This window comes from Shouchella patagoniensis, assembly GCF_002019705.1.
Classification (GTDB): Bacteria; Bacillota; Bacilli; order Bacillales; family Bacillaceae_D; genus Shouchella; species Shouchella patagoniensis.
This window is the reverse complement of sequence record NZ_KV917377.1, coordinates 3321649-3346354: the sequence shown is the minus strand read 5'-3', so window position 1 is coordinate 3346354 and position 24706 is coordinate 3321649. Positions and strand designations below refer to the sequence as shown.

Here is a 24706-nt window from a genome sequence, read left to right as displayed (position 1 = left end):
TGTCCAATTGTTCTTTGATTAAACTAAGCCCACTTTCCGAGACTGTATTCGTACACTTCTTTCTGGTCATATCTTTCAAACTGTTCGACATGCTTTTTAAGAAATTGTTGAAATGTTTTTTTTGATTTGGCTCCTCCTGAAAAAACCGCTTCTAAGTTCACCTTCATCTCCTCCTGCCTCCATTTTGGTTTATCCTTTCGATTTGTACACGATGTGTTTGTAAGAACATCATTCGACATTTTTCGTTCCTTTCCTTCTAACCAATTGGTTTATTTTTTACCGAACATAATCCGTTTTCTCTAGTTACTCGTTTACAGGTTACTTCGTGCTCTCTCGATAAAGCACGCCTTTCTTATTCAGTCGATCCTCTTCACTTTCTTCGTTGTACAAAAAACAAGCATGCGGATTTATCATCTGCGTGCTTGTTTTAACAATAGTCCCGAATTAAAACTGAAACGCCTTACGTATGACTCGATTTACTTTTGTCGTCTTCTCTTCTTTCAAGGGTATCCCTAACTCTGCTGCAATTGGGTAAGCGACTTTTAACGCTAATTCCGATTGTACAGATAGTTGTTTAGGACGATAACCCGTCTTTAAGAATGTATCAGCTAGAAGAAATTGAATTTCCGTTTGTTAGGATAGATGTTGTCAATTCGTCCGAATGTCTTTGTAAAAAAGCTCCGTCTTCTTTCATATTTGGCAAAACAGCAAGGGTTTGTTCAAGAGCGAAATTGAGTGTTTCCATCTCTTCATAATCCAGGTGCCATGGAAAATACCCCGACTTATGGCTTCTGAAAACGGGCCAAGCTTGTTTGCCCCGAAAAGAAAACCCATTCCGTTTAATAAGTTTATAATCCTCTTGATCAAACTCATTCCGGTCGTTAAAAGAAAGCAGTAAACAGTCTTGTTCATAACCAGTTGCTTGACCGCTTTGAACCTAGATCATAGATTGATAGCCTGCTTCTCCAACATATACAGCCATTCCTAGCACTTCACCAAGCTGCCCCATGACTACACAGTAAAGTTGCTGTCCCTTAGTTTGGTCTTCAAAAACAAGTAAATCGCTTGAATCAATCAAACTCCATGGTTGATTCTTTTTGTATGTGGATGCAAGTTCCAGCAACTGAATCTCCAATGTTTCGCCTACTTTTTCTATTTCCAAAGCCGGTCCAATGCTAAAACGCAGTTCATAAAATTGTTCATTCAATTCGCTTCGATACACTTCTTCTTCTTCCTTGGTCAGCCAGTGTGTTGAGTTGTTGCACCATCCACTTCTAAGATTCGTTCAATGGCTGGTTCAAGACCTTCTAGACATATGTGCATTTTTATGTTCATAAAAGCACTCCTTCTTTGACTCATTTTCAATCCTCTTCATGAGAAGCTCATGTCAGTATTTATTTTGTTTCATAAAGTGTAGTACATCTTATTTCAATTGAACAGGATAGACGTCTTTCTCTTTATCCTTTTAGGACCTGAGGCTTGAAAAACTCTAATCCATTATCGGTGTGACTGTTTATGTTATATTTTTTCAAATCCACATAACCTAGGGTGTCTTGTACTTATTTTTGAACAATTTCCTTTACATTCATCAACTATTTTCCGCATATAAAAACACCCAAAAAGTTGAGTCCCACTCTATCTTTTTGGGTGTAGTTCATCTAACGCGATCGTGATTTGATTAAACTTTACACCGACGTTGCCGCTTGTCCACCGTCAATGCGATGGTACGATCCAGAGATAAACGAAGCTTTATCTGATGCAAGAAAAGCGATAAAATCAGCAATTTCAGTTGCTGTTGCGTAGCGGTTTAATGGGACGGATGCTTCAAATGCTTTCTTCGCATCGCCTTCTTTTCCTGGCATACTATTTGTTTCGATCGAGCGCATCATTTGTGTATCGACCCCTGATGGACAAACGGCAACAGAGCGAATGTTGTGCTCCGCACCTGCGAGGGCAGCCGTTTTGTTATAGGCGATAACGGCATGTTTGGAGGCGACGTAAGCGCTCATTCCAGGTGCGCCGAGGAGACCGCCATTTGAGGCAAGGTTCACAATGACACCTGATTTTTTCTCAATCATGGCTTTCATCACATATTTTAAACCAAGAAAAACACCAAGAACATTTACATTTAAGACGTTCTGGACATTCTCAACCGTCTGCTCAGTAATTGTTGCGAATTGCCCATTAATTCCTGCATTATTCACAAAGATATCGATGTGACCATATGCGTTCAATGTCTCATTCACATAACGTTCCACATCTTCTTCTTTCGTCACATTTGCGCTTAAAAGCAAAGCATCTTCTAGACCTGCTTTCGTAGCGGCTTCTTTTAATGCGTCTTCCTTTAAATCAACAAGGGCCACTTTTGCCCCCTCATCAGCAAAAGCTTTTGCTGTGGCGATACCAATTCCTCCTGCTCCACCTGTAATGAGCACAACTTTTCCTGAAAATGAACGCATTTTTACTCGCCCCTTTCTGAGTGAATCGACTAGATAGGTATACTGTATCCAATTCATCGCTTTTTTATGAGGCATCAAAAAACACCCTTATCACTTACGCAATAAGGGTGTCGCAAAGGCTTTCGTTATTCTTCTTCAATCTTCCGTACAGCTTCTATGCTTGTATCAACTCGTTTAACAAAGAAGGCTAAGACGAGAGCAATCACATTCATGACAAGCGAGACGTAAAACGCATATTGAATACCCGCAAGTAACGATTGTTGCATCACAGCAGCGGAAGCAGCCTCGGTCATTGTAGCTGGATCGGTGCCGGCAAGGATGTTTCCTGCCTCCGTACTTGCGACACTGTTCATGATCGTGACAAGGATCGCGGTTCCAATTGAACCTGATACTTGTTGCGCAGTATTATTAATTGCTGTTCCATGTGGATTCAATCGCGTTGGCAATTGATTCAGTCCATTTGTCATAATCGGCATCATCACGAGTGCCATACCTAGCATGCGCAAGCTGTAAATAATGACGATCGTCATATACGGCGTATCAAGCTGTAAGTTTGCCAGCATATACGTTGATACAGCTGTAATAACAAGACCCGTTATTGAAATCACCCGGGGACCAAATTTATCAAATAATCGTCCCGTCACTGGAGACATGAGCCCCATGATGATCGCTCCAGGAAGCATCAACAAACCTGAATCAAGTGGCGAAATCCCCCGCACACTTTGGACATAAGCAGGTGTTAAGATCATGCCCGAGAACATTGCAACGGCATTTACCGCAGCAATGATGGACGCAAGAGCAAACATCGGGTATTTATAAGCCCGCAAATCCAGCAGCGGTTCCTCCATTTTTAATTGGCGTATAATAAACGCCGCCAACATAATTGTTCCGACAATGAGCGTTGTTAATACCCACGTATCTGTCCATCCATCTGCGCTCGCAGAACTAAATCCGTACAACAATCCACCAAAACCAAGACTTGATAACACAACGGATAAGTAATCCAATTTTGCCTCTTTGTTTTGTGGCATGACATTGTCGAGCTTCCATACAGAAAGCACTAAGCTAATGACTGCGAGAGGCAGGATCATTTCAAATAATAGACGCCAGTCGTAATTCTGGACAATGTATCCCGATAGTGTTGGTCCAATTGCCGGTGCCGTAATCATAACAAGCCCGAAAATACCCATCGCCGTTCCCCGTTTTTCACGTGGAAAACTAATGAGCATGACGTTCATTAATAATGGGCCCATAACTGATGCCCCAGCTGCTTGCACCATACGTCCCGTTAATAAGAGAGCAAAGTTTGGCGCAAACGCGGCAACTGCTGTTCCAATCGTAAAGATTGTCATCGCTGCAATATATAAACTTCGATTCGTAAACCGTGTTAATAAGAAAGCAGAAGCAGGTATAAGAATCCCACTAACAAGCATATAGCCTGTTGCTAACCATTGGACAGTTGAATAATCGTCAACACCAAGATCAACCATGATGCTTGGTAAAGCCACATTTAATAAAGAATTATTTAGAAATGATACAAATGCACCCACAAACAAGATCCCTATCATTAAATAGGGAGGCTTTTTTTGTATGCCTGATTCCACACACATTCACCCTTTTATTATAAAGTTTAGAACACTAAGCTATAGTATACTCATCGTTTAATTTAGTCAATATTTTAGACTCGAAGTACAATGTATTTGTTTTTTCACCCTGATCTTCGTATACTTGCTCTACAAGAGACTTGCAGGAGGCTATTATGAATGAACGGAAAAAACAAATATCAGATGCAGCCTTAACGCTTTTCCAGGAAAAAGGCCTTCCACATACATCGATCCAAGATATCTTGGTCGCTGCTAATATTTCAAAAGGGACTTTTTACAATCATTTTTCTTCAAAAAATGATTGTGTGGCTGAAATCTTAGAAAATTTACGTGAGGAAGCAAACCAGCTTCGCATCACTGCTCAAATTGGTAAAAACAAACAAGACCGGACCATTTTCATTGAGCAGATCTCAATTCTCATTCGTCTTCAAGAAGAACGAAAATTGTACCGCTTATTTGAAGCCATTCTCCATTCCAATGAAGCAGATTTAAAAAAGCTTGTACTCCAACATCGCATAAAAGATATGGAGTGGTTAACCGCTCGGCTCATTGAAGTAAGAGGTGAAGACATTCGTCCGTATGCTTTTGAAGGCGTAGTCCTCTTTACCGGGATGCTGCAACATATTCTATTCGTGAACCGCTACACCAATAGCAGCTACGAGTTAAAAGAGGTAATTCATGTAATTCTTTCCTATTTAGAACTTATTCTTGCCAAGATGAGCAAAGATCAGACGTCACTCTTACAGACAGAAGCCATTCATCAATTCCGAACTCAAGTGAACAAGAAGACCGTCACCCTTGAAGACATTCACACTCATGCAACTATTTTTGAAAAAGAACGCTTTAGTGAAGAACAACAAGATTTGTATGACGCAATCATGACCGAATTAAAGAAAGAACGCTTGCGAACGTCCGTTTTACTCCCGCTACTAAAACCATTTCAGACTACATTTAAAGAGACCCCACTAGAGGCAGAGGCGCAAACATTCACCAATTTGATTTGGTTTTATCTTCATTCTCATTAGAAAAGAGGCTTTCGTGTGAAAGCCTCTACGTTTTATTAAACTGTCACTACACAATTTAAAGTCTATTTAAAAAAAAGCAGTAAACGTTTTATCCTCTGAAAGTTGTTTAATCCTACATTGCTCAAATTTGTAGAAATCAGTTCTATCCTTTTATTCAAGAAAAATATTTTACATTAAAGCTGCCTATTCTCTATTAATATAAGGAATAGGCAGCTCAAGTTTTTCTCAATTTAATATCTGTTGCACATTCAAGCTACTGATTGATACTTTAATAAACTAGCTAGTGGCCTTATATTCCTTGCCTTCATTCCAACTATTCTCAACTTGTTAACTGTTTCTTACCCTCTTTAATGGTATTCGACTTACGTTCAATAGAAAAAAGACGATAAACTGCTGGAAATAATAATAAGGTAACAAGAGTTGAAAACAATAAGCCTGATATTATTGCTACAGCCATAGGAGCTTGATAGTTTCCAGATATACCTGAAGCTAGTGCCAACGGCAGCATACCAGCCCCAGTTGTTAAAGTTGTCATAAATATTGGCCGAACTCGATTTTTACCTGCCTCAACTAATGCTTTTTCTACATTATAACCACCTTTTCTAAGTTTATTAGTTTTATCAATTAGTAGAATTGCATTGTTTAATGATATTCCTATCAACATAATAATACCTATTCCGGACATAACATTAAGTTCGTATTGCGTAATAAACAAACCCAAAATTACGCCAGTGATCACGACTGGTATTACCGACATAACAAATAGTGGATGTATAAGATGGTTAAACTGAACAGCCATCACTGAGAATATTAGAAATATCGCAACACCTAGTACCACAATCATTTGTTGCATTACCTGCTGTTGTTGTTCTAAGTCCCCCGCAACCGATATACTATAACCCTCTGGTACGTCCATTTCCTCGATTAAATTACTAACATCTCGATTGACTGTTCCACTATCAGTATTTTCGAAATCCGCAGACACCACAACAAATCTTTCACCATCCTCACGTGTTATCTCATTCGGTATTTCTACCTTTCTTAGTGTAATAAAATTATCGAGTGTCTCTACGCCGTCTTGCGTCGGAACCTCCAAATCAAGTAAATCTGATACTGTTGTCGTAGATTCATTCCATTTAATTGATAAAGGGTAGGTTTGCTCCGAAAGGGTTACATCGCCTAAAGAAACATCTAAAAATGATTGCTGGACTATTTGCCTTATTTGATTTTCTTCTAATCCGGCATCTACTATAGCCACCTCATCTAAGAAAATTTCTTCTTCAATAAACGTTCTATTATTAGAGCTTAAAACCCCTACAATACCTTCAATCTCTTCCAACTTCGAAGAGAATTCAGTCGACATTTCCTTTAACTGATCAAAGTCTTCCCCCTTAATATTCACTTGTACAGGGTGGGCTGCACCACCCGTCATCGCATTTTGTACAGAAAGAATTGGTTGAGTTTCTTCGAGCGTTCTTAAAGAACTATATATTTCTTCATTTACTTTTTCTTGATTCATTACAATATTTTCTCCCTTTGTCATGTTAATCATTACATAAAACATGCCCCCAGAATCCATAATGTAATTTGATTCAATGTCTTGAATAACAGATAAATTATCATTAATTTGATTTGCTACAAGTTCTTTTTCATCTGATGTTAACCCTGGATCAAGGTCAACAATAACTTCAGAATAACGATCGTGCATATCCGGCATTAATCCCATGGGAATCTTGGTAATTAAAGTTAAAGATGCTACGAAAAAAAGGAGAAAGGTTAAAAGAACCCCTAAACTTCGACGCTTCTTTTTGACTATCCATGAAATGAACTGACTGTATTTCCCTAAAATAATTCCATCTTTCTTTTTGTCATTTGTTAGTCTTATCTTTAAAAATCCTTTTGCTACAGTTGGAATTACCGTGAATGAAATGACCATGGAACTAATTAAGGTAGTTGCAACTACTACTGAGATCATCACCATCAATTGTCCAATGTCACCTTCAAGGTAACCTATTGGCAAGAAGACAACAATTGTTGTTATAACAGAGGCTACGATTGGACTTGCGACTTGTTTAGTTCCCTGTATAATAGCATCTTTATTATTTAACCCTTTTTCTTTTTTACCATATATTGATTCAAGTATCACTATGGACGAATCCACCATAATCCCAATTCCTAGACCCAGACCCATAAGAGTTAAGATATTGAAACTATAATCCAACAGTTGCATTATCCATAAAGTTAATAAGATCGATGTAGGTATAGATACACCTATAATCAAGGTAGCCCGTATATTTTTCAAGAATATTAATAGGATACCTATAGCTAGGGAGGCACCAATTAATATGTTTATAGTCACGCCACTAAGAGCATCTTCCACATAATCAGCCTGAGATACCATCTCATTTACTTCAAATCCTCTAATTAACCCTTCCTCGTTAATAGACTTTATTTCTTCTCTTACTGAATCTGCTAACTCAACTTGTGTTATATCATTTGATCTAGCTATTTGAACAAATATTAATTCTTGTGAACCATTCTTCCAAATCTCATTCAAGTTATCTTTAGGGCTTATAGTAACTGTGGCGATTTCATCTAATGTAACACTGCCCTCTTGAGTAGGTATTTGGATCATCTTTATATGATCGATACTTTCCAGTGATGTATGCCAACGTAAAAAAGGTGATCCTTCCTCATCACGTAACATTCCAATAATAGAATCATTGTTTTGTTGTTGAATTATTTCAATTACTTGTTCGATATTAATACTTCTATCATCGATCTCTTCACGATCTAATTCAATTTCTACTTCATTCTCAAAAATCCCATTGACATTAACTGCTCCTACCTCTGGTAAACTCTCTAACCTAGGTTTTAACGTTTCATCTACAAAATTAGTTATTTCCTCCATATCACCATTAGATATATCCATAAAATAATCATATGCAGCTGTTGTCCCATTTTGATTTACATCTATATCTTCAATTAACTCATTTTCAGCAGCCTCCATATAAACAATTGATTCAACTTCCTCAAAAGCTTCATCCCCCTTACCTTGCCTAAAAGATAATTGCAAGGAACTCCTGCCTGTATTTGTATTAGAAATAACCTTAGTTACATCTTCTATTTCTCTTAATCGCTGTTCCAAATTTGAAGTAATGGAACGTTCTACTTCATTGGCGGAGATATCACCAGCTGAAACCTCAACAGTAGCTCCGTCCATCGTAACAGAGGGCAGTAACTCTTGATCCAAATTAAATAAGGCATAACCTCCGCCAATAAAAATTAGCACAACCGTTAAAAACACCATAATCCTTCTCTCAATTACATAGCTTAACCACTTCATTACTTCCCCCCTGAAATGTTTACGCAACTACAAGGCCTAATAATTATGTAGATTACGAAATATGGTTATATTAAAATCAAACACTGAAACCTTCATAGCAGTGTATTCTTGTTTAATCTATTTATGTTTTTTGTATACAGAATATTTAGTTACACTTTACAACTGTTCACCACTTCATGAATATCCATAAAATAAATCCCATCAAAATTATCATTGCCAAATGTACAGATGGACAATTCATATCCATCATCAAAATCAACATTTCTTAATTTATATTCTGCATCTACAAGACCCATAAACTTTACTTTTGGTTCTTTGTCTATGGAATCGATACTAAAAGAATCTAATGGTATAGACAGCCCCTTTCCTAAAGCTTTTACAACACTTTCTTTCAAAGTCCATAATTTGAAAAAAGTTGATATCCTTTCTTTTTTTCCCTTTATCAATCTTAAAAAATCATACTCCTCCTTTGAAAAGACCTTAGCAATGTTCAAATTGATATCCTTCACTTCTTCTACATCTATGCCTATTGAATTACTTCCAATTACACATACAATCCAAAATCCAGAGTGGGAAAGATTAAAATTAAAATCATGTTTTTTAAAATATGGCTTGCCATATTTGTTAACAACCAATTCTATATCTTTATTTTTTATGCTGAATGACTTACTAATAAGGTGTCTTATTAGTAAGTCAGCATATAAACTGCGCATAGCATCAAGTTTATTCCTGTATTTTAATATTTTTTCCTTTTTAGTCGATGACACATAGTTTAAAAGGCTTGATAATTCATAGGAAGAAAATTCACTCTCTTTAAGTTTTAAAGCATAGATTCTTATCATACTATCTACCTCATTAAACAGCTGAAATATACATAACTATGACATTATTTTATTCTTTGAAATTAACATCAGCTGCGGGATTATATATCACTTTACTAAAAGGCTTTACTGACTTAGTAACCCAAACATTTCCCCCTATCAATGAACTTTCACCTATGACTGTCTCTCCACCAAGGATTGTTGCTCCAGCGTAAATGGTTACATTATTGCCAAGAGTAGGATGTCTTTTAATCTTGTTAGTTTTATTTTGCGTTACTCGTAACGCACCTAAAGTAACCCCTTGGTAAATAGTTACATTTTCACCAATAATACAAGTTTCTCCTATCACTACACCCGTACCATGATCAATAAATAACCCTTTTCCCGCCTGCACTCCTGGATGAATATCAATCCCGGTTTTCATGTGGGCACATTCTGTCATCAATCTAGGCAGCAATCTAACACCTTTTTTATAAAGTTCATGCGCAACCCTATATACAGCAGTTGCATATATCCCAGGATAGGCAATAACAATTTCTTCAAAACTGGTAGTGGCCGGATCCCTATTATAAGTTGCAATAACATCTGCTAATAATACCTCTCTCAAATATGGAATTTTATCCATAAGGAAATCTGCTTGATCAACACAAGATTTACAACACTTATCCCTTTCATGGCTATCACAAGATACTAAATGAACAAATTGCGCTAACTTTAAATGAGTTTGTCTTGCGTGTAAGAGAATATCTTTCTTTTGATAGCATATTCTATGATTTGGTGAAAATAGCAGCATATATAGATCATCTATAAGTGAATAGACTTCGTATTCTATTTCCCTTCTACTAAATCTGATTTTAATATCTCCTACGTTTAAACCTTGCCGCTCTGCCACAGTAATCTCATTATTTAAGTGACATGACATCATACCACCTTCTCCCAATTTATTAATTAGCTTCCTTTACTTCTTTATTATCAGGAGTGTAATTATTATCTTTTTTTCCCATAAATTGTTCCTTCATCTCTTCCATACGCTGTAATTGCTTTTTAGATGGACTATACGTATTGACTATTACTAAACGATTTAGTTGCATCATAAATCCTGCAACACCGGATAGTGCAAATACCAATGAAATTAAAATAGTAACAGTTGGCCACAAGTTCCAAGCTATAACTAACAAAGCTCCAATCCAAACACTTATACACCAAGGACATGTAATTAAGGTTCCAATAATTGCCCGACTAAATGGCATCTTAGGCATTGTGTAATGAGTCATTCTTCCTCGTGAGTCAGTCTCTTCTATTTCTTCAACAAAGAATCCTCTAATAGGAGCTGTTATAACATCTGAAATTATTAGATAAGTCAGTCGAAATACTGCTAACCCTAAAATCAACAAAGTCACTAAATTTAATTCACCTAGTTCCATATTTACCCCTCTTTTTCTTTAAATTAAAAACCAATTGTACCTGGACACCAAAAAATTAAGTTATTAATGATTAGGTATATAATCGCCCCACAGTTTTAAGTCATTGCTTTCATATTGAGCTCTGCACTCATTTCTCTGAATTTTACCACTAGATGTTTTTGGAATTGTTCCTGTTTTAACTAGAATGAAATCATATAATGATAAATCAAATTCCCTTGCTATATTCTCCCTGACTTTCGATTTTATTTCATCATAATTAATAACTTCTCTATGCTTTTTAATTACAAACTCCAAGTTTAAGGAAGAAACAGGCCAATATTTACGATGAATCTCGGAAATAATAACAAGCCTCTCTCCTTCTTTATCAGTAATTGAAAAAGCACTAACAACTGCGTCTTGCAAGGCATGATGCGCTCTATTTACAACAGATTCTATATCTTGGGGATAAAAGTTTTGTCCATGAATTATAATTATATCCTTCATTCTGCCAGAGTAATAAATACTTTTACCTTTTATAAAACCAAGGTCACCAGTTCTTAAATAGGTATTCTTATCATCATGTCTATGTTTTGCTTCAAATGTCTCACTTGTCATTTGCGGATTATTCCAGTAACCTTTTGCAACACTTGGTCCATTTACCCATATTTCTCCAACCTGATTTTCGTTACATTTTATTAAAGTGTCAGGATTTACTATAATAACTTGTTGATCTTCGGTAGTGCATCCGCAATTCACAATTTTTATATTGTCTCCACTCTCCTTTACTTCATTATTTTTAAGACCCTCTCTACTAACATTTTCATATAAACAATCTCCAATCTTACTAGAAGATACTAATAATGTTGCCTCCGCTAATCCATATCCCGTTCTTAATGACTGCTTTTGAAGTCCAAAAGGTTTCATTTTTTGATAAAAACTAACGATTGTATCAACTTTAATTGGTTCAGCTGCACTTACAGCATACTTCCAAGCAGACAAATCCCAATTCTTATTACCTGTGTCCTTAATCTTTTTTACACAAAGATCATAGGCAAAATTTGGAGCAACTGAAAAATGCACTTTATATTTTGAAAGCACATCTATCCATTTTCTTGGTTCTTGTATAAAATCCATAGGAGACATTAAATAGCACTTTGAATTCGAATATACACTTGTTAAGATGCATCCAATTAAACCCATATCATGATAAAAAGGTAACCAACTTGCAATATTTGTGTTTTGATTTAAATCAAATGTTTCTCTTATCATATTAATATTGTGAATAAGGTTCTTGTGTGTAACTATTACACCTTTTGGAGCACTAGTAGAACCTGATGTGTATTGCAAAAATGCGACATCATTTTCACATAACCTTGGTTTATCCCATAAATAAGCTTCTTTATCATTAATTGTTTCTGTAGCAACAATGTTAATCATATTATTATTTTCAAACGCTTTCGTATCAACTATTTTCTGTTTTATGCTAGTTGTTGTTAAAATAACCCTTGCTCTTGAATCCTTGATGATTTTAATTAGCCGTTCCATATGATGGTTCTTTTTTGGAGGGTACGCAGGGACAGCAATGACTTTCCCATATAGACAACCAAAGAAAGCCGAAATAAAATCCAAGCCAGAAGGATATAATAAAAGTGCACTTTCTCCTTCTAAATTCATTCCCTGAAGTACTGATGCAATTGCTTTTGCATTTTGTTCTAATTCTTTGTATGACAAAGTTTGCCCTTCTTTTTCACCATTTTGAAGCCATTGAAAAATGGTATAATGGGGACTAGTTTCTACTTTATTTTCCAATACATCTATTAAAGTCTCATGTTTCATAATAGACTTATTTGGTAATCCCTTCACTTTTCCCATCAGTTATCCTCCTAATATGAGAGTCCTTTTACTAAATCAACAATGTCAGGTGTGTAATTGTGTATGAAAAAATGATCACCTTCGAATTGTTTTATTTGAAATTTTTTATCTGTATGGTACTTCCACTTTTCTATTTCTCTTATATTTACTAAGTGGTCTTTTGTACCCCATAAAGCTGTAATTGGACAATTAAGTGGGCAATCCTGGGTGTAACAATACTCTTCCACCAATTCGAAATCGGCTCTAATACTAGGAAGAAACATTTCTAGCATTTCTAAATTCTCAAGTATCTCGTTGGGTGTACCATTGTAATCTTGTAAGACATTTTGCAAATCCTGTGTTGAAAGTTTATGTGTTTTCCCATTTCTTGGCGTACTTGGTGCAGCAGCTGCGGACACAATAAAATGTTTTGGCATATTAAGACCGTTTTTTCTAATTACACGCACAAGTTCATAACCAATCAAAGCTCCCATACTATGACCGAATATTATATAAGGCGTATCTTCTTGGAATAACTCTCGAATCTCATTGAATAAATCGATGACTAAATTATCCATCTGTGTATATGGCTTTTCCTCATACCGCCCTCCTCTACCTGGTAATTGTAATGCGTATAATTGCACATCTTTTCCTGCTAGTTTTTCCCATGATTTATAAATGGCAGCACTCCCTCCTGCATACGGAATACAAATAATCCGTAAAGTCTGGTTTCCTAATATGTTAGGTTTTAAAAACCATTTATTTAAATTAGATTTTATTGAGTCCAATTTCTACACCCCATTGTTTAAAGAACATTAAATCTATGTGCTTTCCACTAAATTACTCATGCTTTTTTCTAGTTGTTCACCCAAAAAGCGCACCTTTGGTTCTGTCATCATAGTCAAATGATTTCCAGGTATTTGATATCTTTTTATAGAATCTACAGAGTAATTATTCCAACCTTGATTTGTATCCATCTCCTTATTAATATTCCATAAAACCGTAGATTCAGATTCAGTCGAGAGAAACAAATTTATTGGTGTATTCATTTTATGACTCGGTTTATAACCTCGCATCGCTTCTAAATTAGTCTTGTAGACGGTTATTAAATTCATGATTTGATCCAAATCAATACTAGAAGCTATTGTTGAATTATTAATAATGTATTGGATTTTTTCATCTATTGTATCCATGCCCCTAACTATTTCATCTGAAATATCAATGTCTTCTCCAGAAAATCCTTCAATTTCATTTATAAACGAAGTTAAAAATACTGCATCATCGATTTCCCTAAAACCAGCGGTATAATTGGGGGATGGGCAATCAATGACAATCAATTGCTGTACTTCTTTTCCCTTGTCAATTAACTGCCGTCCAATTTCAAATGATAAAACACCTCCGAATGACCATCCTCCTATTATATATGGCCCCTCCGGTTGCACCTTTAAAATCTCATCAATATAGTAGTTAGCCATACCTTCAATATTATTTATATAATCCCAGTTGCCATATAACCCTGGTGATTGCACAGCATATACTGGTCTATCATTGTGCAAATGACGAATTAAATTACCGTAGCATAGTACATTTCCACCCGTTGGATGTATTAAAAATAACGGTGTTTTTGAGCCTTTTTTTCGAAATGGAACAATTATGGAATTGTAATCACTATCTGGGCTGATAACATTAGATAGCTTTTCAATAGTTTGCCTCTCGAATAATATAGACATTGGAAGTTCGATATTTAATTCTTCTTTGATTTTAGAAATTAAACGTATGGCTAATAATGAATGCCCGCCTAAATCAAAGAAGTTATTTCTAACACCAATAGGGTGAACTTCTAAAATTTCTTCCCAAATTCTTACTAATTTTAATTCCAAAATATTTCTTGCACTAATTATATCTCTGTTATCATTTATTTCTATAAAGGCCTCCGGAAGGTTATTTCGATCAATTTTACCATTAGGGGTTGTGGGTAATGAGTCTAAAAAAATCACTGATGATGGTATCATATAATTCGGAAATCTCTCCCTCAAAAACGAATACAACTCTGACCGTAAGTATTGTGAGATCTTACCAATTAAAGGGTTATTTGCAAACTTTTTATTATCATTGCTGTGCTCAGTTTTTTTATCATAAGAATGCTTAAATTTAAATGGCTTTTCTGGTCTTCTATGAAAAAACACATCATAATAGCCTGTGCCCACAGTTGACCAGGTTATATGGGCGAAAAAATTGTATTGTTCTGCTAATCCCCAAATCACCTCTGGATCTATTCCTATCTCTCTTCTAGAATTTTGTTCTAAGAATTGTTTTATACTAACAGAATCCTCATATTTATTTAATTCTCCTCCTAGCTTGTACTCTTTAAATAAACGAGAATTTGGTATTCCCTCTATTAAAAATTCATTCGTTCTGGTAAATAGAATTTCTTTTAATTTGTTGATGTCTAGGTTACTGGTTTTCCAGTTCGTAATATGAATGTTTTCCAAAATATCTAAGCTCTTATCAACATGTATAAACGCATCATATCTGAACTTAGTTAATTCATTTTGACAGTTACCTCTTTTCAATAAAACATCTACTCCAGAGATACGTGGTACAAGTTCACTTAAGTCATTAAATAATTCTGGTGACACCAATAATTCCTTTTCTTCTCTTTCTCTTTTATTAATTTTTTGTCTTATTTGGTTTATCTGAGCTTCTTTTGATGCATTAATCAATTCAACTGATGTATAGAAAATATTTGAATGAGATAGACTCCTTACATCACCTAAAAAAATAGTTCCTCCTTTCTTTAAGACTCTGACAGCGCCTTGTAATACTTTAGTTAAATATTCAATATTAGGAAAGTATTGAATAACTGAGTTGATAATAACCATATCAAAACTATTTTCTTCAAAATCCGAGAAATCAATCGCTTCTCTGCAAAATAATTTTATATGAGTTAAATCGTCTTTTATAATTTTATTTTTCAATAATTCTATTGCTTCTGCAGAAAAGTCGGTAGCATAATATTTCTTAGAATACTTAGCAATGTTAGTTAGTAAAATACCTGTGCCGCAACCTATCTCTAAGATATTATCTGTGTTTTGTGTTAAAATTCTATCTATTGTACTTTCAGCCCATTCCATCATTTCATTTTTCGGTATAGGTAAACCTGTATAACTACTTGTCCACCCTTTAAACATTTGCTCATCTTCAGATGCAAATGTCTTCTGTCCATAAATTTTATTAAATACCTCTTCCCATTCGTTAATTTGTTCAGTATTTGTTTGGTTATTTAAAATTAAGTCATATCCTCCCCCTTCTTCATATGAAATTTTCGGGACGACATATGATATAATACTCTTTTCTCCCATTGAATCTTCTTTAGCAACTACCACTGATTCTTGAATATTCTTATGTTGATTTAACACTGATTCGATTTCACCTAGTTCGACCCGGTAACCACGTACCTTCACTTGGTGATCCAATCTGCCTAGAAATTCAATATTTCCGTCTTCTTGATAACGCGCTAAATCTCCCGTCCGATACATCTTTGCCTCTATTTGATGGACAAATGGATCGCTGATGAACCTCTCTTCCGTTAGTTCCCTGCTCACATACCCTTCTGCTAGACATCGGCCACCTATATGCAATTCCCCTGGTATTCCAATCGGACACGGGTTTCCATGTTGGTCTAGAATATAATAGCGGGCATTTTGAATTGGCTTTCCATATGGGATGCTCGTCCATTCCTCCGGAATGTCATTGATGTTATAGTAATTTGACCAGATCGTAGCCTCTGTCGCTCCTCCTAAACCTACTACTTGCACCCTTGGAAAGAGCTCTTTCATGGTGCCTGGCAATTCCAAAGGAATCCAGTCTCCACTTAAAAAGACCAACCTTAAATGACTGTTTGCGACGGCATTCTCTTTCATCTTTAATAAAGGCACTAACTGTTGTAAGGCCGCAGGCGCGGAATCCCAGAAAGTTACTTCCCCTTCATTCAAAAGGCTGATTAATCGTTCTGGATTCCCTATGTCTTGCTCACTGGCAATTCTTATCGACCCTCCTGCGGCAAGTAATCCGAATACATCATAAACGGATAAATCAAAACCAATGGATGTAATCCATAACATTCGATCATTCTCGCCTACTTCATAGGTTTTATTTACCCAATCAATGACATTGATGACGGGGCGATGGGCTTCGATAACCCCTTTTGGCCTTCCTGTTGACCCAGACGTATAGATGAGGTACGCGGTATTTTTTTGTTGGACACTCGAACTCACATTCTTGCTTTGATAATGTTGAAACTCATCTCTGTCATAATAGATATAATCCCAATTCACACGCTTCTCTGGCAATTGTTGTTTTAAGTCCTCTTGCGTCAAAACAATTGCCGCCTCGCTGCTTTCTACTATGTAGGATTTTCGCTCTTTCGGCACAGAGGGATCAATCGGTACATACGCTGCGCCAGCCTTTAAAATGCCCATCATACAAATTACAAGCTCCAGCGAGCGGTTCATGCATATACCTACACGGGTTTCAGGTCCTACTCCTTGTTCTTGAAGAAAATGAGCGACTTGATTGGAACGCTTATTTAACTCCCCATAGGTTAAGTTCGCACGCCCGGATAACACCGCTAGCTTGTCTGCATTTTTAGCTACCTGTTTTTCAAATAACTGGTGTATACACATTTCTTCTGGTATAGACCTTTCAGTTTGATTCCATTGTTGAAGTTGCCCTTTCTCTTCTTTGGTCAACAGAGAAAATTCAGATAGTTTATATTCTGGATGGTTTACAACCTCTTCTAGCAATACTTGAAAATGGTTCATTATGATGCGTACTGAATCATGATTAAATCTTGATTCGTCAAACAAAGTCTTTATTCTAATGGAATCACCAGGCACAATCATTAAACTCAAAGGATAATTTGTAACAGTGTTAGTAACAACACTTTTAACATTAATTCCATTCTTTGATTCATTCATTGATTGATCAATTGGATAATTTTCAAAAACTAGAACACTCTCAAATAAAGGCAGATCACGCGGAACTTCACTCCATCCATGAACGTCTACTAAACGACTGGCTTCTACTTGCTGAAGTTGTATCAGTTGTTCCTGTAATTCTTTTAACCACGGCAACAGAGTTTCATTTGAACTTACATTGACTCGTATTGGAAGTGTATTAATAAATAGTCCAATCATTGTTTCAACATCTTGTAAGTCTCCAGCTCGACCAGATACTACAGAGCCATGTACAATGTCTATGTTTCCACTATACCGATTCAATAATATTGCCCAAGCACCTTGCAATATACTATTTAAAGTTATCTCATTTTCACTAGCTAAAAAACGTAACCTTGTAGTCAAATGGTAAGATAAACTGTAATCAATTTCTCCATAATTATCACTAGTTGAAGAATGAATAGTTGACTCAAAAGGTAATGGTGTGGGGGCTTTAAAACCCTTTAGCCTTTCACGCCAATGATTTTCAATCATTGAAGTATCTTGTTTCAAAATCCAATTAATGTATTCTTTGTAAGGCTTCGGTTTATCTAGTCTAGGTATATGTTTATTAACATAGCCTTGGTATAATTCGAATACTTCTTTTAACAGACGTGACATCGACCATCCATCAAGCAATAAATGATGAAAACTCCAAATAAAATGATATGCTTGTTCCCTCAAGCGGATAAGTTGAAAACGTAACAAAGGCGCTTTAACAATGTCGTACCCTTGATTCATATCCCTCCTTAAAATGCTTTGCAGTCTGTTCTTTTGTTCCATTTCGGTAAGCATCCTGAAGTCTGAGCTTTTCCATGGCACGCTAACCTCTTTCATTATCACTTGCAAGGTTTTTTCATGATTTTTCCATATAAACGAGCGTAAAATTTCATGCCTTTTTATGACATCTTCCCATGCATTACGAAAGAATTGTTCATTTATTTCTCCTTCAAATATGCATGTAAATTGACATCCATACACCCCCGATTGAGGCGAGTATAAACTATGAAATAACATACCTTCCTGAACCGGGGAAAGTGGATAAATCGCTTCGATATCTTTAGCCATCTAGAGACACTCCCTTCAATTAAATAAAATTAGTTCAATATATTGATAATGTCATTTAATTCTTCTTGATTTAACTTTGCCTCCGGAAAGTCTGAAGGTGTGTATTCCATTGAAGACGTCAAGCAATGATTGATTACTTCCCGTAACTTATCCATATACTGATTAGCTAACTTGCTTATCGTCCTTCTTTCATGCAGGTTTTTACTGTACCTCCAATTTAATTGCAGCGTTTCATCCATAATCTTCCCGCTAATTTCTAATACATATGGACGATTATTATCCTGGCTCTGTTCTAATCCGACACTTTCATGCGCCATTTTGAACAAAGCTGCTTCTGTCAAGGCCTGGTCAAATTGCCCTAAATAGTTAAAGCTCACTTCCGAATTAGCACTTGATATTTCGTTACTTCCAAGGTATTTAAATACCCCGTAGTCTATCCCTCCATTTGGGATTTTCCGAATACATTCTTTCACTTGCTTAATTCCCTCACCTATATCATTCTTATTTCTTAATCCAATTTGTACAGGATAAATACTTGTAAACCATCCCACAGTTCTTGAGCAATCGACTTCATCATCAAACTGTTCTCGACCGTGCCCTTCAACGTCTATTAATAAAGGGGTGCGACCTATCCATTCACTAAACGTTTCTCCCAAAACCATCAATAATATCTCCTGGATCTGTGTATGATAAGTCTTTGGGACTTCCTGTAATAAGGATGCTGTATATGCTTGATTTAGTTCTACTGATACGTTATCTGTAGAAGCCACTGTATTTTGTCCTTGGTAGTCTATCGGTAACGGTGTGCTCCCCTTACTAATAACATCTAACCAATACGCTTTTTCTTTCTGAATTTTATCCGAATCTACGTACTCTAGAAGTTTCTCAGCCCATTTTTTATAAGACATCGTTTTTGAAGGCAATTTGGGTTCTTCTTGATTCTTTAAATCTTGATAAACCTTATGTAAATCATCTAATAAGATTCGCCAAGACACACCATCAACCACTAAATGGTGGATAATGATTAATATTCGGTTGGGTTGTTTTCGTCCCAAGTTGAAATAACGTACATTCACCAAAGGCCCCTTTTCGATACTTAATTTTTGTTGAGCCCTATTTGCGATTCTTTCCATTTCCTTTTTTTGTAATTCACTTGAGTGGTCCGCTAAATCAATAACCTTAAATTCTTGTAATTCCCCATCTAATCCGACATTTTCTTGTTTCCATCCTTCTTCACTCAATGAAAATCGACTCCGTAATGCATCATGATACTCTATTAAATAGTCGAATGATTTTTTTAGAAGAGTTGGGTCTATTTCATCGCGAACCTGTAAAAACAATGATTGGTTAAAATGATTAGGCTCTTCGAGCATAGTTTCAAAAAACCAATGTTGAACAGGCGTTAATGGAACATTGCCTTCAATCAATCCTTGTTCTTCATTGTCTTCTACCTCTCCTACTACGCTCACTAAGTTAGCGATTGTCCGGTGATGAAACAAATCTTTAGGCGTGAAATTCAACCCCTGTTCCTTGGCTTTCGCAATCAGTCTGATCGCCAAGATGGAATCCCCGCCGATTTCAAAAAAGTTATCGGTAATTCCAACCTTTTTTCTACTTAAAACTTCTTCCCATATCTCTGTGAGTACTCTCTCTATATTCGTAGTAGGCACTTCATAGATTGTTTCGGTATTCAGGTTAGATGTGTATGGTTTAGGCAGTGCCTTTCTATCCACTTTCCCATTGGTATTTAACGGAAAACTATCTAGTGAAATATAATGACTTGGAATCATGAAACCAGGTAAACAATTCGCTAAATAAACTTTTAAATATTCCTTTGTAAAACTATCATTGCTAGGTATATAGTACACACAGATTTCTTTAGTCCCAGATAAACTAGTAGTTAATATAGCAAATGCATCCTCTATTAACTCATGCTCGCATAATTGACGACTAACCTCCGACAATTCGACTCTATTCCCTCGAATCTTAATTTGGTCATCAGTACGCCCGATATATTCTATAACGCCATCATTACGAAGGCGCACTATATCACCTGTTCGATAACATTTTTCTTGAGCATGAAATGGACTATTAATAAATTTTTCTGCAGTTAAATCTTCTCTATTTAAATAACCATCCGCCACCCCATCTCCCGCTACTAATAATTCTCCTGCCACTCCAATTGGTAGAAGACGTAAGTTCTCATCCACAACATAAGCTTTAGAATTTGATATAGGGACCCCTATCGGAATAGGACCTTCATGTTTTTTATTTATAGAATAAGTCGTAGAATAAGTTGTATTCTCTGTTGGTCCATAACCATTAATTATAACGAGGCCAGGATTCTCCTCTATAATCTTGTTGGTAAATTGAGTAGAGAGCACATCTCCTCCAGTAAGTAGCGTATCTACCCCTTTAAAAGTCTTACAATCTTGTTGAGCAATTTGATGCAGAACAGGAGTCGATAAAAACATTGTATTAATAGAAGAAGCGCGAATGATTTTTTTGAGTTTTTCGTTATCTAATAATTGATCCTCATGGATAATATTTAAATGTCCTCCATTTAACAAGGTTCCCCAAATCTCTAAAGTGGTAGCGTCAAAAACCACAGAACCAGTCATAAGCATCTTTGTGTTTTTATCAAAATTTATATAACTTGTATTTTTAACTAATCTAATTACATTCCGATGATTTACCAAAACCCCTTTTGGCTTTCCTGTTGATCCAGAAGTGTACATAATATAACAAAGATCAGAAGCTTCTACTGTTGTATTTTCCGTAGAAGATTTTAGTGAAACCATATTTTTATGATTCAAATCGTAAACTTTCCCTGCAAAATCCAGATTATCGATGTCCACATCATCTTTCTTAAACAATATTTCTATTCCAGAATCTTCTATTATCATTTTAATTCGTTCTGCCGGGTATTCACTATCCAGAGGAACGTAAACCGCACCAGCTTTTAACACAGCTATCATGCCGACCACTGTTTCAATAGAACGCCCAGTAAGTAAGGCGACACGAGCCCCCTTCTTAATACCGTGCTCTTTCAAATCAGCAAAAATATTGTTAGCCATTGAATTAACTTGACTATAAGATAATTCCACATCTCCAAAACTAAGAGCTACTCCATTAGGGTCGTTTGTGACTTGCTCTTCAAATAGTTTTGGAATTGAACTATTTCTGGGATAATCAGTAGTTGTATTATTAAAAACATTTAATATCTCGTTTTTACCTTTAGCTGTAATAACTTCAAATTCACCTACCAATTTAGTCTGATCTAATTGTGTCAATAAATTAGTAAATTGATCGAGGATACTAGCAATAACCTCCTCGCTAAAACGTGTTTTATGAAATAAAACTTTTATTCTCATTTTTTTGTTTGGATACACAACTATCGACAGAGGATAATTTGTACTGTCTACAGAACTAGCTTTTTTTAAATGCAATCCCTCAGCTATTTTTTCATTATCTTCAATTTCAAAGGGATAATTTTCATAGACAAATATACTTTCAAATAATGCATTTCCGCTCGTTATATTAATATTTTTACCGATATTAACCAAAGGCATATATTCATATTGTCTTAATTCTATTAGTTGTTCTTGCAATCTTTCGACAAACGAGATAAAATTTTCATCGTCTTTAATACTAATCCTTACTGGAAGTGTATTAATAAGCATTCCAACCATTTTATCAAAATACTTGGGAGTACCCGTCCTCCCTGAAACAACTGTTCCATAGACTATATCTCTTTTTCTACTATATGTGCTCAATAGAATTGACCATATCCCTTGAAAAAGACTATTCATTGTGAAACTATTATTCTTTGCAAATTGATTTAATTTGTTTGTTATATCTTCAGAAACAAAAACTTCTTTAATCCCGTAAATACTGTTTTTGTGACTTTTTTCAACTTTCCCATCAGAAACTAATCCAACTTCTAAGTTAGTAGGTTCCGATAGTCCATTTAGAAGATCCCTCCAGTATTTTTGTGCTTTTGGAATATCTTGCTCTTTAATCCATTTTATATAGTCTTTGTATTGTGATGCCTTCTCTAATTGAAGGTTCGTGTCACATAATAATGCTCTATAAATTGAAATGACTTCTTTCAAAATAAGTGCTACTGACCATCCATCAAGCAATAAGTGATGGAAGGTCCAAATAAATTTATTATTATTATTATCTTCTTTTATTATATAAAAACGCATTAAAGGGGGATTGGATATGTCAAATCCTCCGACTAAATCTCTTTTCAGAAATGACTTAATATTTTCACTTCTTTTTATTGTGCCCATATTGGACATATCGATTACTTCCCAAGGCAAATCAATATTTTTGTAAACGATCTGCATTGGTTTAGAAACATCTTCCCAAAAAAAGGAAGTCCTTAAACTTTCATGTCTCCTAATTACTCTTTCCCACGCTTTTTTGAAAACTGGAATATCAATAATTCCATTTAGATCATATATCATTTGTTGAACATACATACCTGTGTCTGGTGAATCAATTGAGTAAAATAACATTCCTTCTTGAGTGGAGGATAATGGATAAATATCATGAATATTGTTTTCATTGAATATTTCTTCTGTTTCCATTCATATCTATCTCCTTTTGCTCGCCTTTTTTATTAACTTAGTAAATTCTTTTTGATTTAACTTTGCCTCCGGAAAGTCTGAAGGTGTGTATTCCATTGAAGACGTCAAGCAATGATTGATTACTTCCCGTAACTTATCCATATACTGATTAGCTAACTTGCTTATCGTCCTTCTTTCATGCAGGTTTTTACTGTACCTCCAATTTAATTGCAGCGTTTCATCCATAATCTTCCCGCTAATTTCTAATACATATGGACGATTATTATCCTGGCTCTGTTCTAATCCGACACTTTCATGCGCCATTTTGAACAAAGCTGCTTCTGTCAAGGCCTGGTCAAATTGCCCTAAATAGTTAAAGCTCACTTCCGAATTAGCACTTGGTATTTCGTTACTTCCCAGGTATTTAAATACCCCGTAGTCTATCCCTCCATTTGGGATTTTCCGAATACATTCTTTCACTTGCTTAATTCCCTCACCTATATCATTCTTATTTCTTAATCCAATTTGTACAGGATAAATACTTGTAAACCATCCCACAGTTCTTGAGCAATCGACTTCATCATCAAACTGTTCTCGACCGTGCCCTTCAACGTCTATTAATAAAGGGGTGCGACCTATCCATTCACTAAACGTTTCTCCCAAAACCATCAATAATATCTCCTGGATCTGTGTATGATAAGTCTTTGGGACTTCCTGTAATAAGGATGCTGTATATGCTTGATTTAGTTCTACTGATACGTTATCTGTAGAAGCCACTGTATTTTGTCCTTGGTAGTCTATCGGTAACGGTGTGCTCCCCTTACTAATAACATCTAACCAATACGCTTTTTCTTTCTGAATTTTATCCGAATCTACGTACTCTAGAAGTTTCTCAGCCCATTTTTTATAAGACATCGTTTTTGAAGGCAATTTGGGTTCTTCTTGATTCTTTAAATCTTGATAAACCTTATGTAAATCATCTAATAAGATTCGCCAAGACACACCATCAACCACTAAATGGTGGATAATGATTAATATTCGGTTGGGTTGTTTTCGTCCCAAGTTGAAATAACGTACATTCACCAAAGGCCCCTTTTCGATACTTAATTTTTGTTGAGCCCTATTTGCGATTCTTTCCATTTCCTTTTTTTGTAATTCACTTGAGTGGTCCGCTAAATCAATAACCTTAAATTCTTGTAATTCCCCATCTAATCCGACATTTTCTTGTTTCCATCCTTCTTCACTCAATGAAAATCGACTCCGTAATGCATCATGATACTCTATTAAATAGTCGAATGATTTTTTTAGAAGAGTTGGGTCTATTTCATCGCGAACCTGTAAAAACAATGATTGGTTAAAATGATTAGGCTCTTCGAGCATAGTTTCAAAAAACCAATGTTGAACAGGCGTTAATGGAACATTGCCTTCAATCAATCCTTGTTCTTCATTGTCTTCTACCTCTCCTACTACGCTCACTAAGTTAGCGATTGTCCGGTGATGAAACAAATCTTTAGGCGTGAAATTCAACCCCTGTTCCTTGGCTTTCGCAATCAGT

13 protein-coding genes and 1 pseudogene are annotated in these 24706 nt (G+C 35.7%); 1 reads left to right on the top strand and 13 read right to left on the bottom strand.

The window, feature by feature from the left end:
* Nucleotides 1-23: 23 nt before the first annotated feature.
* From BK584_RS24705 to BK584_RS17360, 4 genes and pseudogenes are all read right to left on the bottom strand, one after another.
* Nucleotides 24-161, bottom strand: a complete 138-nt coding sequence (locus BK584_RS24705) for a hypothetical protein (protein ID WP_169871347.1) — start codon at nucleotides 159-161, stop codon at nucleotides 24-26.
* 443 nt (nucleotides 162-604) lie between these two features.
* A pseudogene (locus BK584_RS25710) lies at nucleotides 605-1222 on the bottom strand (DUF7309 domain-containing protein).
* Between the two features lie 463 nt (nucleotides 1223-1685).
* Nucleotides 1686-2459, bottom strand: coding sequence for an SDR family NAD(P)-dependent oxidoreductase (locus BK584_RS17365; protein WP_078393743.1), 774 nt, complete (start codon nucleotides 2457-2459; stop codon nucleotides 1686-1688).
* A gap of 125 nt (nucleotides 2460-2584) precedes the next feature.
* A complete protein-coding gene (locus BK584_RS17360) occupies nucleotides 2585-4027 on the bottom strand; it encodes a DHA2 family efflux MFS transporter permease subunit (RefSeq protein WP_245809018.1) in 1443 nt (480 codons plus the stop codon).
* Nucleotides 4028-4218: 191 nt separating this feature from the next.
* Between BK584_RS17360 and BK584_RS17355 the strand changes: the two genes are divergently transcribed.
* Nucleotides 4219-5088: a TetR/AcrR family transcriptional regulator gene (locus BK584_RS17355; RefSeq protein ID WP_078393741.1), complete on the top strand. Its 870-nt coding sequence runs from the start codon at nucleotides 4219-4221 to the stop codon at nucleotides 5086-5088.
* A gap of 319 nt (nucleotides 5089-5407) precedes the next feature.
* On the opposite strand, the gene BK584_RS17350 is transcribed toward BK584_RS17355, so the two are convergent.
* The 9 genes from BK584_RS17350 to BK584_RS17310 all read right to left on the bottom strand — a co-directional run.
* Nucleotides 5408-8434 carry an efflux RND transporter permease subunit gene (locus tag BK584_RS17350; RefSeq protein ID WP_078393740.1) on the bottom strand — a complete coding sequence of 1009 codons (3027 nt, stop codon included), beginning with the start codon at nucleotides 8432-8434 and terminating at the stop codon, nucleotides 5408-5410.
* A 149-nt stretch (nucleotides 8435-8583) separates the two neighbouring features.
* On the bottom strand, nucleotides 8584-9276 hold the full coding sequence (locus tag BK584_RS17345; RefSeq protein ID WP_078393739.1) for a 4'-phosphopantetheinyl transferase family protein: 693 nt from the start codon (nucleotides 9274-9276) through the stop codon (nucleotides 8584-8586).
* A 49-nt stretch (nucleotides 9277-9325) separates the two neighbouring features.
* Complete coding sequence (gene epsC, locus BK584_RS17340) at nucleotides 9326-10180, bottom strand: serine O-acetyltransferase EpsC (RefSeq protein ID WP_078393738.1); 855 nt, start codon at nucleotides 10178-10180, stop codon at nucleotides 9326-9328.
* Between the two features lie 19 nt (nucleotides 10181-10199).
* Nucleotides 10200-10679: a DUF1360 domain-containing protein gene (locus tag BK584_RS17335; RefSeq protein WP_078393737.1), complete on the bottom strand. Its 480-nt coding sequence runs from the start codon at nucleotides 10677-10679 to the stop codon at nucleotides 10200-10202.
* Between the two features lie 63 nt (nucleotides 10680-10742).
* Nucleotides 10743-12530 (bottom strand): fatty acyl-AMP ligase, encoded by a 1788-nt coding sequence (locus BK584_RS17330; protein WP_078393736.1) that lies wholly within the window; start codon nucleotides 12528-12530, stop codon nucleotides 10743-10745.
* An 11-nt stretch (nucleotides 12531-12541) separates the two neighbouring features.
* Nucleotides 12542-13297: a thioesterase II family protein gene (locus BK584_RS17325; RefSeq protein WP_078393735.1), complete on the bottom strand. Its 756-nt coding sequence runs from the start codon at nucleotides 13295-13297 to the stop codon at nucleotides 12542-12544.
* A 33-nt stretch (nucleotides 13298-13330) separates the two neighbouring features.
* A complete protein-coding gene (locus BK584_RS17320) occupies nucleotides 13331-18574 on the bottom strand; it encodes a non-ribosomal peptide synthetase (protein WP_078393734.1) in 5244 nt (1747 codons plus the stop codon).
* A gap of 29 nt (nucleotides 18575-18603) precedes the next feature.
* The gene (locus BK584_RS17315) at nucleotides 18604-23172 is read right to left on the bottom strand and encodes a non-ribosomal peptide synthetase (RefSeq protein ID WP_078393733.1); all 4569 of its coding nucleotides are present in this window, start codon (nucleotides 23170-23172) and stop codon (nucleotides 18604-18606) included.
* 6 nt (nucleotides 23173-23178) lie between these two features.
* Nucleotides 23179-24706, bottom strand: a 1528-nt coding sequence (locus BK584_RS17310) for a condensation domain-containing protein (protein WP_245808894.1), incomplete at its 5' end; no start/stop codon positions are given.